This is a genomic window from Rhodococcus sp. IEGM 1372 (genome assembly GCF_030056835.1).
In the GTDB taxonomy this organism is placed as follows: Bacteria; Actinomycetota; Actinomycetes; order Mycobacteriales; family Mycobacteriaceae; genus Rhodococcoides.
Window position 1 is genome coordinate 226,706 of record NZ_JASHKS010000003.1, and the last position, 18,598, is coordinate 245,303.

Annotated in this window: 12 protein-coding genes; 8 read left to right on the forward strand and 4 right to left on the reverse strand. The window is 65.9% G+C overall.

Going from position 1 to position 18,598, the window contains the following annotated elements:
• Positions 1 to 42 precede the first annotated feature (42 nt).
• The 3 genes from QM590_RS05535 to metH are packed head-to-tail and all read right to left on the reverse strand — an operon-like array spanning position 43 to position 4,586.
• The gene (locus QM590_RS05535; protein WP_032398466.1) at positions 43 to 306 is read right to left on the reverse strand and encodes a phosphoribosyl-ATP diphosphatase; all 264 of its coding nucleotides are present in this window, start codon (positions 304 to 306) and stop codon (positions 43 to 45) included.
• 49 nt (positions 307 to 355) lie between these two features.
• Positions 356 to 1,024, reverse strand: coding sequence for an HAD family hydrolase (locus tag QM590_RS05540; protein WP_269594112.1), 669 nt, complete (start codon positions 1,022 to 1,024; stop codon positions 356 to 358).
• The gene (gene metH / locus QM590_RS05545; protein WP_269594113.1) at positions 1,017 to 4,586 is read right to left on the reverse strand and encodes a methionine synthase; all 3,570 of its coding nucleotides are present in this window, start codon (positions 4,584 to 4,586) and stop codon (positions 1,017 to 1,019) included. The genes QM590_RS05540 and metH overlap by 8 nt, the downstream gene beginning before the upstream one ends.
• 173 nt (positions 4,587 to 4,759) lie before the next feature.
• Between metH and QM590_RS05550 the strand changes: the two genes are divergently transcribed.
• The 8 genes from QM590_RS05550 to QM590_RS05585 all read left to right on the forward strand — a co-directional run bounded on the left by QM590_RS05550 (position 4,760) and on the right by QM590_RS05585 (position 17,354).
• Positions 4,760 to 5,671, forward strand: a complete 912-nt coding sequence (locus QM590_RS05550) for a PAC2 family protein (RefSeq protein ID WP_269594230.1) — start codon at positions 4,760 to 4,762, stop codon at positions 5,669 to 5,671.
• A gap of 100 nt (positions 5,672 to 5,771) precedes the next feature.
• Positions 5,772 to 6,119: a molybdopterin oxidoreductase gene (locus QM590_RS05555; RefSeq protein ID WP_269594114.1), complete on the forward strand. Its 348-nt coding sequence runs from the start codon at positions 5,772 to 5,774 to the stop codon at positions 6,117 to 6,119.
• On the forward strand, positions 6,119 to 8,608 hold the full coding sequence (nirB, locus tag QM590_RS05560) for a nitrite reductase large subunit NirB (protein WP_269594115.1): 2,490 nt from the start codon (positions 6,119 to 6,121) through the stop codon (positions 8,606 to 8,608). The genes QM590_RS05555 and nirB overlap by 1 nt, the downstream gene beginning before the upstream one ends.
• Complete coding sequence (locus tag QM590_RS05565) at positions 8,605 to 8,904, forward strand: Rieske (2Fe-2S) protein (protein ID WP_149405790.1); 300 nt, start codon at positions 8,605 to 8,607, stop codon at positions 8,902 to 8,904. The genes nirB and QM590_RS05565 overlap by 4 nt, the downstream gene beginning before the upstream one ends.
• Before the next feature lie 127 nt (positions 8,905 to 9,031).
• A complete protein-coding gene (locus tag QM590_RS05570; protein ID WP_411741296.1) occupies positions 9,032 to 10,507 on the forward strand; it encodes a TIGR02677 family protein in 1,476 nt (491 codons plus the stop codon).
• Positions 10,504 to 11,937: a TIGR02678 family protein gene (locus QM590_RS05575; RefSeq protein ID WP_269594117.1), complete on the forward strand. Its 1,434-nt coding sequence runs from the start codon at positions 10,504 to 10,506 to the stop codon at positions 11,935 to 11,937. Before QM590_RS05570 ends, QM590_RS05575 begins: the two co-directional genes overlap by 4 nt.
• A gap of 4 nt (positions 11,938 to 11,941) precedes the next feature.
• The gene (locus tag QM590_RS05580; RefSeq protein ID WP_269594118.1) at positions 11,942 to 16,126 is read left to right on the forward strand and encodes a TIGR02680 family protein; all 4,185 of its coding nucleotides are present in this window, start codon (positions 11,942 to 11,944) and stop codon (positions 16,124 to 16,126) included.
• Positions 16,116 to 17,354: a DUF2399 domain-containing protein gene (locus QM590_RS05585; RefSeq protein WP_269594119.1), complete on the forward strand. Its 1,239-nt coding sequence runs from the start codon at positions 16,116 to 16,118 to the stop codon at positions 17,352 to 17,354. The genes QM590_RS05580 and QM590_RS05585 overlap by 11 nt, the downstream gene beginning before the upstream one ends.
• Here the strand turns inward: QM590_RS05585 and mshC are convergent.
• Positions 17,351 to 18,592: a cysteine--1-D-myo-inosityl 2-amino-2-deoxy-alpha-D-glucopyranoside ligase gene (gene mshC / locus QM590_RS05590; protein WP_269594120.1), complete on the reverse strand. Its 1,242-nt coding sequence runs from the start codon at positions 18,590 to 18,592 to the stop codon at positions 17,351 to 17,353. The two genes, QM590_RS05585 and mshC, sit on opposite strands and share 4 nt — an antisense overlap.
• Between the last annotated feature and the right edge of the window lie 6 nt (positions 18,593 to 18,598).

Sequence of the window (18,598 nt, forward strand, 5' to 3'; positions counted from 1 at the left end):
TTTCCTTGTTCGACGAGTTCGTGAGCGACATGCGGATCGAACTCACAGATGTTTGTAGACGTCCTCGAGTTCGAGGCCTCTACCCACCATCATCACCTGGACCCAGTAGAGCAGCTGCGAGATCTCCTCGGCGAGTGCCTCGTCGCTCTCGTGCTCGGCGGCGATCCACACTTCACCGGCTTCTTCGAGGACCTTCTTGCCCTGGAAATGAACTCCCGCGTCCAACGCTGCTACGGTGCCCGAACCCTCGGGGCGGGTCTTCGAGCGGTCGGTGAGCTCGGCGAACAGCGAATCGAAAGTCTTCACGGATGGATATTCTTTCACGTAGTCGCTCGGGGGTACGAATCGGTCGAGATCAGGATGCCCAGGCTCGTCGCACCTCGTCGGCGGTCAATCCGACGAGACCATCGCGGATGGTGTACCCCGGTGCGGCCTGCACCGCAATTTCGGACGGAACCACCAGCACCGGGCAACCGGCGGTGTGCGCAGACAGCGAGCCGGTGGGCGAATCCTCGACCGCAAGGCACGAAGCTGCGTCGAGTCCGAGCAACGCTGCACCGCGCAGGTACGGGGCCGGGTGCGGTTTGCCTGCCTCGACCTCGTCGCCGGTGACCGTGATGTCGAAGTACTCGCGCCCCAGGGTGTCCAGAGCCCGCTCGACCAGACCCCGCTCGGTGTTGGTGACCAACCCGGTCGACAGACCCATCTCGCGCACGAGCGCAAGAGCGTCCTTGGCGCCGGGTCGCCACGGAATCCCCTCGGCGAACAGATCTCCGACGCGGGCCGTCAGCCACTCGCGGCCCTCGACCAGGCGCTCGTCGGTGACCTCGACCCCGGCATTCGCCAAGACCTTGCGCAGTGCATCCCACATCGAGTTGCCGAGGGTGCTTTCACGCACCTCCGCGCTGAGTTCCGTTCCCAGTGAGCGGGAGTACTCACCGATGGCGACGTCCCAGATCATCTCCGAGTCGAGCAGTGTGCCGTCCATGTCCCACAGGACACCCTGCAGGTGGGTTCTAGACATTGAAGTACTTGGCCTCCGGGTGATGAAGTACGAACGCATCGGTCGACTGTTCGGGGTGTAGCTGCAGTTCCTCGGAGAGCTTCACGCCGATTCGCTCGGGTTCGAGAAGTGCGGCGAGCTTGATGCGGTCCTCGAGATCGGGGCATGCACCGTAGCCGAACGAGTAACGCGCACCGCGATATTCGAGTTTGAAGAAGCCCTCGGCCTCGGTGGGATCCTCCGAGGCGACGGAATTGCCGTCGGAGAGCTTCAGTTCCTCGCGTACCCGGCGGTGCCAGTACTCGGCCAGGGCTTCGGTGAGCTGAACGCCGATTCCGTGGACCTCGAGGTAGTCACGGTACGAGTCGGCGGCGAACAGCTCGTTGGCGAAGTCCGCGATGGGCTGGCCCATCGTCACCAGGTTCATCGGCAGGACATCGACCTTGCCCGATTCCCGTGCCGCCGAACGCGACCGAACGAAGTCCGCGATGCAGAGGAAGCGGTCGCGGTGCTGCCGTGGGAACGTGAACCGAAAGCGTTCGGGCGCATCGGGTTCGGGTTCGGTGAGCACGACGACGTCGTCGCCCTCCGAGACCGCCGGGAAGTACCCGTACACCAATGCCGCGTGCGCGAGGATGCCGTCGGTGCTCAGCCGATCGAGCCAATACCGCAGGCGCGGTTTGCCTTCCGATTCCACCAGGTCCTCGTACGTGGCACCTTCGCCCTTGCGGGCACCGCGCAGACCCCACTGCCCCAGGAACAGGGCCCGCTCGTCGAGCAGCCCCGAGTACTCCGACAGTGACACGCCCTTGACGATGCGCGTGCCCCAGAACGGCGGCACCGGGATGTCGATGTCGGCAGCGACATCGGATCGTTCGGGCACGACCACCGGCGCTTCGGCGGCCTTGCGCTTCTCGGCGATGCGCTTGGACCGCTCGTGGCGTTCCTTGCGCTCGGCCGTCTTGGCCTTCGCAGCGAGTGCCTCGGGGCTGTCCGGGGCCGGTCCGCCACCGCGCTTGGTGGTCATGATGGTGTCCATCAGACGAAGGCCCTCGAATGCATCACGCGCATAGTGCACGTCGCCCTCGTAGACGTCCTGCAAGTCGTTCTCGACATACGACCGGGTCAGCGCCGCTCCGCCCAGCAGAACCGGGAATTGCTCGGCAACACCCTTCGAGTTGAGTTCGATGAGGTTGTCCTTCATGACAACGGTGGACTTGACCAGTAGCCCGGACATGCCGATCACGTCGGCGCGCTTGTCGATCGCGGCTTCGAGAATGGTCGAAATCGGTTGCTTGATACCGAGATTGACCACCTCGTACCCGTTGTTGCTCAGGATGATGTCGACGAGGTTCTTACCGATGTCGTGCACGTCGCCCTTGACGGTACCGAGCACGATGCGACCCTTGCCGTCGTCGTCGGTCGCTTCCATGTGCGGTTCGAGATACGCCACAGCAGCCTTCATCACCTCGGCGGAGGCGAGCACGAACGGCAGCTGCATCTGACCGGAGCCGAACAGCTCGCCCACGGTCTTCATCCCCGAGAGCAAGGTCTCGTTGATGATCTCCAGCGGCGGCTTCTCGGCCATCGCGGCGTCGAGATCGGCGTCGAGGCCGTTGCGTTCGCCGTCGACGATGCGTCGTTCGAGTCGCTCGAACAGCGGCAAACGGCCGAGTTCTTCCGCTCGAGATTCACGCGCCGACGCTGCGGAGACCCCCTCGAAGAGCTGCATGAGCTTCTGCAGCGGGTCGTAGCCCTCGCTGCGGCGGTCGTACACCAGATCGAGGGCCGTCTCGCGCTGCTCGTCGGGAATCTTGTTCATCGGCAGGATCTTCGACGCGTGCACGATGGCGGTGTCGAGGCCGGCCTGTGTGCACTCGTGCAGGAACACCGAGTTCAGCACCTGGCGTGCAGCGGGATTGAGGCCGAACGAGATGTTCGACAGCCCGAGGGTGGTGTGCACCTTCGGGTACTTCTCCTTGAGCTGCCGGATCGCCTCGATGGTCTCGATGCCGTCGCGTCGCACCTCTTCCTGGCCCGTCGAGATCGGGAAAGTGAGGGTGTCGACGATGATGTCCTCGTGGCGCAGGCCCCAGTTCTCGGTGATGTCGGTGATCAACCGGTCTGCGACGCGCACCTTCCACTCGGCCGTACGTGCCTGTCCCTCTTCGTCGATGGTCAACGCAACGACGGCGGCACCGTGCTCCTTGACCAGACGCATGATCTTCTGGAATCGCGAGTCGGGTCCGTCGCCGTCCTCGTAGTTGACCGAGTTGACCGCGCTGCGGCCACCGAGGTGCTCCAAACCTGCTTCGAGAACGGCAGGTTCGGTGGAGTCGAGCATGATCGGCAGCGTCGACGCCGTCGCCAATCTGCTCGCCAGCGCGGCCATGTCCGCGGCACCGTCGCGGCCGACGTAGTCGACGTTGAGATCGAGCATGTGTGCACCGTCGCGCGTCTGATCCTTGGCGATGTCGAGGCACTTCTCGTAGTCCTCGGCGAGCATCGCGTCGCGAAATGCCTTGGAGCCGTTGGAGTTGGTGCGCTCACCGATCATCAGGATGCTGGCATCCTGCTCGAACGGAACGGCGGTGTACAGCGAGGAGACGCCCGGCTCGGGCGCGGGCTGCCGTTCGAGTTTCGTTGCCCCGTGCACCATATCGGCAACCTGGCGGATGTGCTCGGGGGTGGTGCCACAGCAACCGCCGACCAGAGCCAACCCGTACTCGCTGACGAAACCGCTCAGTGCCTCGGCCAGTTCGGGAGCGGTCAGTGGGTACTCGGCCCCTTTCGCGCCCAGGGTGGGTAGGCCGGCATTGGGCATCACCGACACCGGAAGACGCGAATGCTTGGACAGATGGCGCAGGTGCTCGCTCATCTCGGCCGGGCCGGTCGCACAGTTGAGCCCGATCATGTCGATACCGAGGGGTTCGAGTGCCGTCAGTGCGGCACCGATCTCGCTGCCGACGAGCATCGCGCCCGTCGTCTCGACGGTGACGTGGGTGATGATCGGGATGCGGACGCCCAGCTTGTCCATCGCGTGCTGGCTGCCGATGATCGCGGCCTTGACCTGTAGCAAGTCCTGGCAGGTCTCGACCAGGATAGCGTCGGCACCGCCGTCGATCATGCCGAGGGCGGCTTCGGTGTACGCGTCGCGCAGTCGGGCGAAGGGAGCGTGGCCGAGCGTGGGGAGCTTGGTGCCGGGGCCCATGGAACCCAGCACGAAGCGGCCCATCCCGTCGCGGCCCGGGCCCATCTCGTCGGCGGTCTCACGCGCGAGACGAGTGCCCTTCTCCGCAAGTTCACGGATGCGGTCCTCGATGTCGTAATCGGCCAGGTTGGGCAGATTGCAGCCGAAGGTGTTGGTCTCGACGGCGTCCGCACCGGCCGCGAAGTACTCGCGGTGAATCTCACGCAGCACGTCCGGCCTGGTGGCATTCAGGATTTCGTTGCATCCCTCCAGGCCGAGAAAGTCGTCGAGAGTGAGGTCGGCGTCCTGGAGCATCGTGCCCATCGCTCCGTCGCCGATGACAACACGACGTGAAATCGCATCGAGCAGACTGGGCTTGTGTTGAGCGGGCATCACTACAGAGTAGTGGGCACCGAAGTTACGTCGGGTCGTAGGCTGTCGTGGTGAGTCCCCGAAACCTCGATGGCCAGTCCCCGATCGACGACGGAAACGAAAATACGGACATTTCAGGTACCGGATCGGATGTGCCTCTGGATGCTGCATTGATCGAGGCCGTCCACGATGCTGTGGCCAATGCCACAGACCTCGACGACCTCGACGATCTCGACGATCTCGACGACGTCATTCCCGAGTTGCGCTCCCCGATCCTGGTCGCTGCCTTCGAGGGCTGGAACGACGCGGGAGATGCGGCCAGCGGCGCGATCGAGCATCTGGAGCTGATCTGGGACGCCAGCCCGCTGGCCGAACTGGATTCGGAGGACTACTACGACTACCAGGTCAACCGCCCGACGGTCCGGCAGGTGGACGGTGTCACGCGCGAGATCGAGTGGCCGTCGACTCGGTTGTCGGTGTGTTCGCCTCCCGGCAGTTCGCGCGATGTGGTGCTGCTACGCGGCATCGAGCCGAACATGCGCTGGCGCAGTTTCTGCGACGACCTCCTCGAATTCGTCGAACAGCTCGGCGTCGAGACGGTGGTGATCCTGGGCGCACTGCTGGCGGACACTCCCCACACCAGACCCGTTCCGGTGACCGGCACCGCCTACAGCACCGAGTCGGCCGAACAGTTCAACCTGGAACAGACTCGCTACGAGGGACCGACCGGGATCACCGGTGTGCTGCAGGACGAGTGCGTCAAGGCCGGGGTGCCCGCGGTCTCCTTCTGGGCTGCGGTCCCGCACTACGTCTCCCAGCCGCCCAACCCCAAGGCCACCGTGGCGCTGCTGCAGCGGGTCGAGGACGTGCTCGACATCGAGGTACCGCTCGGCGAACTGCCCACCCAGGCCGAGGAATGGGAAGAGGCGGTGACCGAGATGACGAAGGAAGACGAGGAGATCAGCGAATACGTCCGCAGCCTCGAGGAACGCGGCGACGCCGAGGTGGACATGTCCGATGCGATCGCCAAGATCGACGGCGACGCCATCGCGGCCGAGTTCGAGAAGTACCTGAGGCGACGCGGTCCGGGCAACTTCGGGCTCTGACCGACCGCACAGGAGGAGCCGGGGGCCGGTGAGGTCTTTCTGATCCCGACGTAACGTCACCGCAGCGGTGACGTCACCCCGACCCCGCAACCTCGTGGGTATGGCCAGCACACCGCGATTCCTGCAAGGCGTCTTCTCGTTCACCGGACACGGTCTGGACAAGCCCGAGCTGATCGATCCCAGCCTCAGCTTCGTCGTCCCCGAGGGTGCGACGGCTCAGCCGCTGTACTTTCGCGGCGGGAATTCGAGCGAGGAGCTGGTGGTCGTGACCTTGCTGCGCGACGGCAGCCCGATGCGGATGTTCCCGATGGGTGCCAAGAGCGGGGTGAACATTCCGCTGCGGGTGGTCGAGGACGTGGATCCCGACACGGTGCTCGAATTGGTCGTCGCCGCCCCTGCCGGAACCAGCGGAGAGGTCGTCGTCGATTTCGGTCTGGTGCTGATCTGATGACCGCGGGCAAGCAGCGGCTGCTGGTGGTCGGTAACGGGATGGCCGGTGCCAGGGCGGTCGAGGAGATCATCAAACGCGGCGGCAGTTCGTCGTTCGAGATCACCATGATCGGCGACGAGCCGTACGGCAACTACAACCGAATCATGCTCTCGCACGTGTTGTCCGGCGAGGCCACCGTCGACGACGAGGATCTGATCCTCAACCCGATGAGCTGGTACAGCGAGAACGGCGTCACGCTGCACGCCGGAGACCGCGCGATCTCGCTCGACCGGTTCTCCAAGACCGTCGTCTGCGAGAGCGGTCGGTCCGTCGACTACGACGTGTTGATCATCGCCACCGGCAGCAACACGTTCTTCCCCAACATGGACGGTCTCCGCGAGTCCGACGGCAGGCTGGCGCGCGGCGTGTTCGGGTTCCGCACCATCGCCGACACCAACGGCATGCTGCAGATGGCGCAGTCGCGCGACGACGTGTGCGCCGTCGTCATCGGCGGCGGACTGCTCGGACTCGAAGCCGCATACGGCTTGCGCACGCAGGGCCTGGAAGTGAACGTGGTGCACTCCCCCGGTCACCTGATGAATCAGCAGCTCGACGAGCGGGGCGGCCGCGTACTGCGTAACAAGATCGAGTCACTCGGCGTCGGCGTGCACACCTCCAAGCGAACCACCTCGGTGTTGCGCTCCGAGGACGGCGTCGTCACCGGCGTGGGGTTCAACGACGGCACCTCGCTCGCCGCTGACATGGTCGTCGTCACCGCGGGCATTCGTCCCAGCGTCGATTTCGCTCGCGCCGGCGGACTGGTGATCGAACGCGGAATCGTCGTCGACGACCAATTACGGTGCGAGGACGAGGGTTCCATCTATGCCGTCGGTGAATGCTGCCAACACCGCGGCGAGGTCTACGGCCTCGTAGCTCCGCTGTGGGAGCAGGCCGTCGTGTTGGCAGACGTGCTCACCGGAGCCGATCCCACTGCGGCGTACCACGGTTCGCGTCTGACCACCAAGCTCAAGGTCGCCGGTGTCGACGTGGCCTCGATGGGGATCACCGCCCCCGAACGCGACGACGACGAGTTCGTCCAGTTCTACGAGCCGCGCAGCGGTACCTACAAGTCGGTGATCGTGCGGAACAACAAACTCGTCGGTGCCACCCTGCTGGGCGACATCTCCAAGGCGAACTTCCTCACCCAGGCGTTCGACGGGAAAGTGCCGTTGCCCGACGAGCGCATCAGCATGCTCTTCGACATGGGAACCCCCTCTGCGGCAACAGGAGCCGCCGAGCTGGCCGACGACGTCCAGGTGTGCAACTGCAACGGCGTCACCAAGGGAGCCATCGTGGCCTGCGTACACGCAGGCGCGAAGAACCTCGGCGACGTGACCGCGAAGACCAGGGCGGGCAAGGGGTGCGGATCGTGCAAGGGACTGGTGAAGGACATCATCGCGTGTGCAGCAGGCGGGGCCGTCGAGGCCGACCCGACCGCAGACTGGTACGTGCCGTGTATCCCGATGACCAAGCCGGAGCTGATCGACGCGATTCGCGCGCAGGATCTTCGGGCGGTGTCTGCGGTCTTCGCCGCGTTGGCGACCGGTGGAGCGGAGGATGCCGCGGCCAAGATGCCGTTGGCGTCGCTGCTGCGGACGGTGTGGGGCCCGGACTGGGTGGACGAGCGGGGCGCGCTGTTCATCAACGACCGAGTCCACGCCAACATCCAGCGGGACGGCACGTTCTCGGTGGTGCCGCAGATGAAGGGTGGCGTCACCACCCCGGATCAGTTGCGCAAGATCGCCGACGTCGCTGACAAGTACCACGTTCCGCTGGTCAAGGTCACCGGCGGTCAGCGTATCGACCTCCTCGGCATCAAGAAGGAAGACCTGCCGAAGGTGTGGGGCGATCTGGACATGCCCTCCGGCTTCGCCTACGGCAAGAGCATGCGCACGGTGAAGACCTGCGTCGGCAGCGACTTCTGTCGCTTCGGCCTCGGCGACTCGACGGCACTGGGCATCGCCCTCGAAGAACGGTTCCAGGGCTTGGAGACCCCGGCGAAGTTGAAGCTCGCGGTCGCGGGCTGCCCGCGCAACTGCTCGGAGGCACTGTGCAAGGACTTCGGCGTCGTCTCGGTGGGTGAGGACAAATGGGAGATCTACGTCGGAGGTGCGGCCGGTGCACACATCCGCAAGGGCGATCTACTGGCCACCGTGACGGGGGCCGAGGAGGTTCTGACCGTGGCAGGCAGGTTCATTCAGCATTACCGTGAGAACGCCCAGTGGCTCGAGCGAACGTACGCGTGGGTTCCGCGTGTCGGTTTGGAGGAACTGCAGAGCGTGCTGATCGACGACCGCGACGGCATCGTCGCCGGACTCGACGAACGAATGCAGGCATCGGTGGACGGGTACATCGACCCGTGGCAGGACCGCGCCGCCCCGAAGTCACCCGCCCAGTTCACCCCATCGCTGCCCCTGCTTCCGCTGCCACAGGTGCCGGTCCGATGAGCGTGCCGGTCGGGGCCGTGGAGGACCTGACGCCAGGCGAGGGACGGGCCTACGTGGTGGACGGCAAACAGGTGGCGGTGTTCCTGCTCCGCGACGGCTCGGTCCGGGCCATGGACGCCGTGTGCCCGCACAAGGGCGGACCGCTGGCAGACGGTCAGATCGACGGATCCATCGTCGTGTGTCCACTGCACCAGTACACCTTCTCGCTCGACGACGGCACCTGCCCCAGCGGCATCGACTCGGTGCGCACCTACCCCGCCGCAGTGGTGGACGGAAAAGTGACCGTGGAGCTCTAACCGGCACGGTTGAACGACTGACACCGCTGCACCGCCTGGTCGTTTCGCAGGCTCCACTCCTACCCCCTACCCTGTTCCAGTGAGCGAATCAGGCGAGGACGCACGACAGGGAGTCGTGAATGCGTTCGTGGAGGAAGATCGTCTCGGTCTCTTCTCGTTCGCCGTTGCCGAGAAGCGTTCCGAGTACCTGGCTGTTCTCCGGGCATTCGACACCGCACGAGCCAACTACGTCGTCCTGCTGCACTCCGGAGATGTCGCCGATCTCATCGCACGCAGCTCCGGGCGCCACGAAGCGCTGAGCACCCTCGACATCGCGCCTCTGCTCGATCAGCTCCATGCCTGGGGCCTGCTCGAACGCAGCTACGACGGCACCCGCGCCGCCACCCTCGCCGAGTACCGCAACCGTCACTTCGTCTACCAGTTCGGCCAAGCCGGCTACAAGGCCTACCGAGCGGTCGAGGACGTGCTCGGGGCCCGCCTGGACGACGCCGCCCTGTCGCGGCTGGTGCTGCCCGAGCTACTGGCCGACATGCACGAGTTGGCCGAGGCGAACCGTCAGGCCGACGGCGATCGCATCTACCGCAAGCTCAGCCGACTCGATTCGACACTGTCGGAGATGGCTACCCGCGCCGCGCACTTCTATCTGGTGCTCGGCGACCTCGTGCGCACCACCGAGATCACGCCGGAGTCGTTCCTGGTCCACAAGGACGCCCTGCTGACACACATGCGCGAATTCAGCTCCGATCTGACCCGCTACGCACCGAAACTCGCCGAGGCGATAGCACTCGTCGAGAGCACCGGAATCGAAGAACTCGTCGAGCGAGCCGCGATCAGCGACGAACGAGTCTTTCTCACCGTCGCCGAACGCCGCGCCGACTGGACCGATCGCTGGGCCGGCCTCTCGCACTGGTTCGTCTCGGCCGAGTCCGAACTCAGCGAGTCCGAGCGACTCCGCGAGGGCACGATGAGCGCAATCGCCGCCGTGCTGTCGCTGCTGCGCCGGGTCACCGAGACCCGCAAGGGCGGCGTCAGTCGCGAGAGCCAATTGCGCCACCTGGCCGGTTGGTTCGCTGCCGCACCGACCGAAGACAGCGCGCACGCTCTGTTCCATGCCGTGTTCGGTCTCGGCAGACCGCGGCATCTGTCGATGGTGCATCCCGACGCAGACATCATCCCGACATCCCGATCGTGGTGGGAGGCGCCTCCGGTCGAGATCTCGCGCACCCTGGCCGAGACCGGACGCACCCCGACCCCCGGTGTTCCGGGACGGGTGCAGCGCAACGACGGCGGCATCAGACGGCTTCGCGAGCAGCAACTCGAGTCGCAGCGATCACGCAGTGCCGCAGCGCAGTCGCTTGCCTCCGCCGGAATCCACGACCGGATTCTCGACGAGCAGGAAACCGAGGTGCTGTTGAGTCTGTTGAATGCAGCGTTGACCGCCCGGGTACGCGTGAGCGGACGCACCTCCGACTCGTCCGGATCGGACAGCGGCGTGCGCCTGACCCTCAGCGACAGCGACCGTTCGACGATCGTGCGGACCAGCAGAGGCCGGCTGCATCTGGACCGCCTCGCGCTCGAGGTCAGCGAGGTGGCACGCCGATGAGAGCTCGCGAGATCTCCACCCTCGCACTGGATTCCTACCAGCGGGCCGCCCGGGTTGCGCTGTCGAATCACCTGGTGACCACGACGTACCCCGATCGGATCGCGCTGCCACTGCTGCGCAGATGGGCCACCGAGTTGCGCGAGGATCTGCTCGAGCTGTTCGGGTATCGCCTCGAGGTCACCGAGACCACGGCTCGCCTGTTCCCGGTGATCGACGCACTCGACGACAGTCAACCCGCGCGAACGCCCACCGACCGAATCTTCGACCGCCGCAGGTACGCGTACCTGGCGTTGGCGCTGGCGGCACTCGGCCGGGCGGGCAACCAGATCACTCTGTCCGAACTCGCCGATCATGTTGCAGCAGAGGCGAGTCAGGTCGACGGTGTAGAGCTGACAACCGACCGGGCAAGCGACCGAGACGCGTTCGTCGACGCGATCGGGTGGCTCGCGACACGCGGGGCCATCGCGTTGGCCGACGGTGACGCGAGTGGCTGGGCGAACAACCCGTCCGCGGGCGAGGCGCTCTACGACATCGACCGTCCCGTCGTCGTTGCCATGTTCAGGCCGCCCCGCGCCGTGCAGCATCTGCGATCGATTCGCGGTTTGCTGGCCGGCTCGGACGCCGCGATCGACCCCGAGGAATCCGATGCGGGACAGACCGATTCGGGGCGTGAGGCAGATCCGAAGGAAACGCTGCGTGCGGTACGCCGGGCGTTGGTGGAGCAACCGGTGGTCTATGTCGACGATCTCGACCCGGACGGCCGCACGGCCCTCGCCGCGTCGCGCACCGTTGCCGACGTCGAGTTGCTGACCGGCCTCGTCGCCGAGCGTCGCGCCGAGGGAGTGGCCCTCATCGACACCTCGGGACGACTCTCGGACTACCGATTCCCCAGCACCGGAACCATTGCCCAGGTCGCATTGCTGATCGCGGGCGAGATCTCGGACCGGGTGATCGATCCGGATGCACCCGCGCTGGCGACCTACCCCCTTCCCGACGGTGACGCCCTGATCGAGCAGTTGGACGGTGCCATTCCCGACGGTGGAGTCTTCGGTGATCTCGCAGAATTCGGGTTCGGTTCCGATGCAACGGCATTCGACGATGCCGTGGACAAGAAGCAGTATCCGCTCATCGAGGACAGTTGGTTGGTCTCGGTGGTCGACGATCTCGTCGAACGGTTCGGGCGAACGTTCGCCGCGCAGTGGCAGACCGATCGCGACGGCCTACGGCTCCGAGCGATCGCGATGCTGCATCGACTTCGATTGGTGCACAGCGTGTCCGGCGGCGCGCTGGTGCTGCCGGTGATCGCGCGCTACCGCGACGTGATGGTCAGCGTACGCGATCGGGCCCCGCAGGATTCACTGTTCGCTACCGAACAGTCCCCCAGTACCGACCAGTCAAGCAGCACCGATGCATCCGAAGTAGAGGCTTGAGTAGATGACCGCACACTCGTCACGTTTCCGGCCGACGCGAGCAGGGATCGTCAACCTGTGGGACTACCGTGACCAGGAGTTCTCCTTCGCCGACGGTCGGCTGGTATTGCGTGGGCCCAACGGTTCCGGCAAGACCAAGGCTCTCGAAGTGCTGTTCCCGTTCGTCCTCGACGGCCGGATCGAACCGCGCCGGCTCAATCCGTTCGCCGGCGAAGAGCGGACGATGAAGTCCAACCTGCTCTACCGAGGGCAGGAAAGCGCGCACTCGTACGTGTGGATGGAGTTCGGCCGCGGGTCACGCGAGGACCCCGAATCGGTGACGGTCGGAATCGGAATGCGGGCGAGCCGCCACAACGACAAGGTGACCCGCTGGTACTTCGTGGCCGACGGCCGAGTGGGCGTCGACTTCTCGCTGTTGGGTTCCGACGACCGTCCGTTGACAAAGAAGCAACTCGGTGAACAGCTGGGCACCGACGCATTGACCGATCGGCCGGTGGACTATCGCGCCGCGATCGACGCACGCATGTTCGGGCTCGGGGCGCAGCGGTACGACCAGTTGATCAATCTCATTCTGACACTCCGCCGTCCGCAGTTGGCCAAGAACCTCGATCCGAAGGGGCTCTCGCAGGCGTTGACCGACGGCCTGCGTCCGTTGGACGAGCAGCTGGTGCTCGAAGCAGCGCGGTCCTTCAGCGACATGGAAGAGGTGGGCCGGGCGCTCGAAGGATTGGCGCAGGCCGATCACGCCGCCAAGAACTTCGTCTCGGTGTACTCCAAATACCTTCGGGTGCAGACTCGTTCGGATGTCGAGCAGGTCTCGCGCCGGCTCGAGACGGTGACTCATGCGACCACCGCGCACTTCGCCGCTGCCGCTCTGAAGGACCGCCGTCTGTTGGAACGTGCGGCTGCGGAAACCCGATTCGACGAGGCCGAACGCGCACTGGATCAGGCCGTCGCAGACCGCGAGACCCTACAGCGCTCGAGCGCGTACGAGGGCAAGCAGCAACTCGACGATCTGGCCGAATCCGCTGCGAAGCTGGAGATCTCGACCGCCCAGCAGGCCGACCGCGCCCGCAAGGCTCGAGTAGAACTGGAGCAGCGCACCACCGAAGCGGCTCGGGCCGATTCCGCACTCCGGGATTCCGTTGCCGGGGTCACCCGCGCCGAGGAGGAACTGCAGACTGCAGCCGAGGACGCGGGGATCGTCTGGACACCACTGCCGGGAACGGCCCGTAGCGACCAGATCAGCACCGCGCTGCGTGGCCACGCCGAGGAACGCGACGGCGACGTGCGGGCGGTTCGCGAGGCGCTGGGAACCGTCGAGAAGGCGTCGACGGAACGCACTCGTGCGGAGAAGGCCGCGTCGAAGGCCAGAGAGATGCTCGAGGCCGCGTCGGCTGCGGTCACCGAGGCCGAGGCGACCGTGGACCTGGAGAAGGCGCAGTTCGCCTCCGGACTACGGGCCTGGTGGTCGAACAATTCGGCGCTCTACTCTTCTGCGGGCATCACCTCCGCAGCGTTCGAAGCCCTCGACGCGGCGTTGGCACACGTCGGCGACGACGACGCCCCGAGCCTGGAATCGGTGCTGGCCGAACAGACCGCGGACGGTATCGACGCGCTTCGTGCCCGGCAGGCACAGGCCCGCGTGGACGTATCGGCCCGCACGGCCGAGCTGAATGCGCTGCGCGACGAACTGTCCCTGGTGCGGGCCGAACACGATGACGCGCCGCCGCCGTTCGCGGCCCGAACCGACTCTCGCGTCGAACTCTCGGGTGCTCCGCTGTGGCAGCTGGTTCGGTTCGCGGATTCGGTTTCCCCTGCCGACGCCGCCGGAATCGAATCCGCGCTGCAGGCGGCGAATCTGCTCGACGGCTGGATCCATCCGATCGCGGATTTCCCCGTCGACTCGAACTCGGAGCAGTATCTGTCGCCGCTGCCCGAGGCCTCGCGGCCGACCGGGACCACGTTGGCGTCCGTCCTCGATCCCGAGCCCGGCACTGCCGTATCGGAATCGCGCATACTCGACGTGCTGAATTCGGTTGCACTGCAACAGGACCAAAGCGCATTCTCGGGCGGTGCCGTCTCGGTGGGCGTCGACGGTCGGTACTGGCAGGGTGTGCAGCAGGGTCGCCACACCAAGGCCGACGCCGAGTACATCGGTGCGACGGCGCGGGCTCGTAGGCGTGAGCAACGCATCGCCGAGCTCGGTGCCGCGATCGATACCGCAACGGCCGCGCTGGAGACCGCGACGGCCGACGAACGATCTGCGCGCGAATCGGTGCAGGCACTGGGTGCGGCCGCCAAGCAGCTCCCCCGGGTCTCGGCCATCGTGAGAGCGCAACGCGCCGTCACCGCTGCCGCTGGAGCGCTACGCACCTCCACGGAGGGTGCTGCCGCGGCGGACCGTGAGTTCGACCAGGCGATCGCAGACCTGTCGGCGAAGGAGAAGCAGCTGCGCACCGTCGCTGTGGCTCATCGCACCCCACACATCGGTCGCGACATCGATGCCCTGGCTGCGGCGATTCGGCATTTCGAGCATCAGGGCTCGGTGGTCATCCGTAAGCGTGGCGATCACACGCGTGAAGCAGAACGCGCCCGCGAAGCAACCAACCGGCTCGAAGAGGCGACCGGCCTGGCCGAGGAACTCGCCGAGGAAGCGGCCATAGCCGAAGAGAACTACCGACAGCAGGTGCAACGCCTCGAGCTCCTGAGCGAGAAGCTCGGTGCCACCGCCGAACAGATCGACACCGATCTGGAGAACGCGCGCGAACGCATCGAGAAATGCCGCGCCGAGCAGCGGGCCGCGCGCAAAGCGGACAAGGAAGCCGGCGAAGCGATCGGCAAGGCCGAGGGTGCCTGCAACACCGCGCTGGAAAGCCTGCGCGGTGCCGTCACCGAAACCCTGGGCGACGCCGTGCGGCTGGCTCCCTACGCTCGCAAGGACCTGCTCGGCATCCTCGGCGTCCACGAGGCGTACGCCTGGCCTGCCAGTGATTCTGCCTGGTTGACCGTGGAGCAGATTCTGTATCGAGTTCAGCAGGCCGACGGTCCCGACGACGAGGTTCCGGTACTACCGCCGGTCGTGCACGCACTGCATTCGGCACTCGACGCAGCGACGGCGTCGGTGAAAGTCAGTGACTCGAGCCGGAAGTCGACCCGGACGGCGCTGACGAGTGCGCTGCAGGAGTTCGACTCGCAACTCGCCGCATCGGGTCAGGACTACCGTTTGCAGTGGGATGCGCCGGACGGTTTGACCGTCGTACGAGTTCAGGACGAGCAGGGCTATTCGTCGGTCGGAGATTTCGCCGACCGAATCGGCGCGGCGAGGGCCGATCAGGAGTTGCTGCTGACCGAGCAGGAGCGCCGAATTCTCGAAGATGCACTGCTGACCGGCCTGGCGCAGCAGATTCACGAGCGCACCGTCGACGCACGCGAGCTGATCGCCCAGATGTCTGCGGAGATGAAGCAGCGCCGCATGTCGTCGGGCAACACGATCGGTGTGCACTGGGTGCTCGCGGACAACCTCGACGACGGGGCCCGGGCGGTGTCCAAACTGCTCGACCGCGACGCCTCGGCGTTGAACCAGGACGATCTGGCCGCGATGCGCGCCCACTTCGCGTCGGAGATCAGGATCGCTCGCGCGGCGCATCCGGAACGGTCCTACCCCGAGATCCTGTCCACCACACTGGACTATCGCCGCTGGCGCGTGTTCGCCTTCACACTCATCAGCGGTGACGGCAACGAGGATCGTCTCACCGTCGCACGCCACAGTGCGCTCTCGGGCGGTGAGCAATCGGTGTCGCTGCACCTGCCATTGTTCGCCGCGGCGCACGTGATGCTGTCCTCCGCCGATCCACATTCACCTCGGCTGCTGGCGCTGGACGAGGCGTTCGCCGGTGTCGACGACAACGGTCGCAGCGAATTGCTCGGCCTGAGTGTGCAATTCGACCTCGACCTGTTCATGACCGGATACGACCTGTGGATCACCTACGGGGACGTCCCCGGCTGTGCGCACTACGACCTGGCGCATTCGACAGCCGAGAACACCGTCAGCGCAGCACTTCTGGTGTGGGAGAACGGCGAACTGTTCGCCGAGCACGACGGTACCGACCTCGCCGCCGCACTCGGGTCACCGCTGACGCGCCGGGTGCCGACCCGAACCGAAGGTGGGCTGGAGTTTGAGCGGTAACAGCGAATGGCGCGGCAGCGTGGAATTGGGTGCGCTGCTCGATGCGGCACGAAAGAAGTTGGAGTCCAACTGGCTTCGGGTCGGCGGCAACATCACCGTGGATCTGAGCGATGCCCCGGAGCTGTGGCGTCTGTGCAGCGCGATCTCTCGGTCCAACTCGAGTCTGCATTCTCGGGCGCGCAGCACCAGACTCGACCTGGAGCGGTTCGACGCGTGGCTGAGCCATCCGCTCAACGGTGGCCTCGGACTGATCGACACCCTCACGTCGCAAGCCCCGTTGCAGGACAAGAAACGGATCGCCGCCGACAAGGCTCAGGTGCGTGCCGATGCACTCGATCGGGCCAGGGAGGTTCTCGGCGGCGGCACCGACCGAGAATGGATCGAGCACTGGATCGCCTCGTTGCTCAACCAGGACGGCACCCTCGGCGGCCGGGTCGCCGTCGACGCGCTCGAGGTGGCCACGAAGGTCCTCGCGATGCTGCCGGTGGACGGGATGTCGCTCACCGAGCTGGCCGAACTTGCCTGCGGGGACACCAAGGCACTCTCGGCCGGCGGTGCCCCGAAACTTGTTCTGGATGCATTGTCGTTGCGCGAGAACGTCCCTCGGCCCGTCGATCCGGTCGGTATCAGGGCGTTGTGGGAGACCGCGGGTGTGTCGGTCGACGCGGTGTCCAGCCGGGTGCTGGTGCTCGGTTACCGCGTCGACGAGACCCATACCGTGGCGGGGTGGCTGAACGAGGCTGCCGACGAGGGCATCCCCTTCCCCGTCACCGTGGACATGCTCATGCGCGGGACGCTCACCAACAGTTCGGCCACGGTGTTCGTCTGCGAGAACGTGGCGGTTCTCGCCGCCGCAGCCCGCACTCTCGGGGCGAACTGCGCGAGCCTGATCTGCACGGACGGTCAACCATCCGCAGCGGTACACCGGCTGCTGACCTCCCGCGCGCCGGGGACCACGATTCGCTGGCGTGCCGACTTCGACTGGGCCGGACTGCACATGGTGAAACGAGCACTCTCCCGGTACGACGCGGCGCCGTGGCGCATGGACGTCGACTCCTATCGACATGCGCTCGACGCACGAAATTCCGAACCGCTGAAGGGCCATCCGACGGACAGTCCGTGGGACACGGAACTGGCTGTCGCCCTGCGTGACTCGGGCCGGGCAGTCATGGAGGAACGACTCGTCCCGGATCTGTTGATGGATCTGCGAGCCGGGGATTCGACCTAACGCAGCGGAACTCCGAGCAACGCGTCGACTGCATCGGCGAAGGCGGCGGGTGCACCCGCATCCGATCCGCCGCGCTCGACTGCGAAACTCGCCCACGCGTCGAGCGCATCGAGGGCCTTGGGGGTGTCCAGATCGTCGGCCAGATGCTGCCGCAACCGATTGATCACGTCGTCGGCCGACGCTGCGTTCTCGAGCGCAGCGGCCCGACGCCACAGTGCGAGCCGAGTGTGAGCCCGTTCGAGAACCTCGTCGGACCACGGCCGATCCTGCCGGTAGTGCCCGGCCAGCAGACCGAGTCGCACGGCTGCGGGGTCGACGTTCTCGGCCCGGAGCTTGGAGACGAACACCAGATTGCCGCGGCTCTTGGACATCTTCTCGCCGTCGAGCCCGATCATGCCGGTGTGCACGTAGTGCCGCGCGAAACGCGGATCACCGGTCGCCGCCTCCGCGTGGGCGGCCGAGAATTCGTGGTGCGGGAAGATGAGATCGCTTCCGCCGCCCTGGATGTCGAAGCCGGTACCGATGCGGTTGAGGGCGATGGCCGCGCATTCGATGTGCCACCCGGGCCTGCCGGGACCCCACGGCGACGGCCACGACGGCTCGCCCGGCCGCACCGCGCGCCAGAGCAACGCATCGAGCGGATCCCGCTTACCGACCCGATCGGGGTCACCTCCGCGTTCGGCGAAGAACGTGTCCATCGTGGCGCGGTCGTAGCCGGACTCGTAACCGAACTGCTCGGTGGCATCGGCACGGAAGTACACATCCGGGTACTCGGCATCGTCGACGACGTACGCGGCACCGGACGCGACGAGCTTGCCCACCAGTTCGACGACCTCGTCGACGGACTCGACGGCGCCGATGTAGTCGCGCGGAGGGAGCACGCGCAGCGCTTCCATGTCGGCACGGAAGAGCTCGATCTCACGCGCTCCCAGATCGCGCCAGTCCTCGCCGTCGCGGTCGGCGCGCTCGAACAGTGGGTCGTCGACATCGGTGACGTTCTGGACGTAATGCACGTCCATGCCCGCGTCTCGCCACAGTCGGTTGATCAGGTCGAACGTCAGATACGTCGCTGCGTGTCCGAGGTGAGTGGCGTCGTACGGGGTAATTCCACAGACGTACATCCGAGCCGTCGAACCCGGGGTGACGGGTCGAACCTGACGGTCTGCGGTATCGAACAATCGAAGCGCTGGACCCTGTCCTGGAATTGTCGGGATCTCCGGGCTCGACCAAGAATGCATGCAACC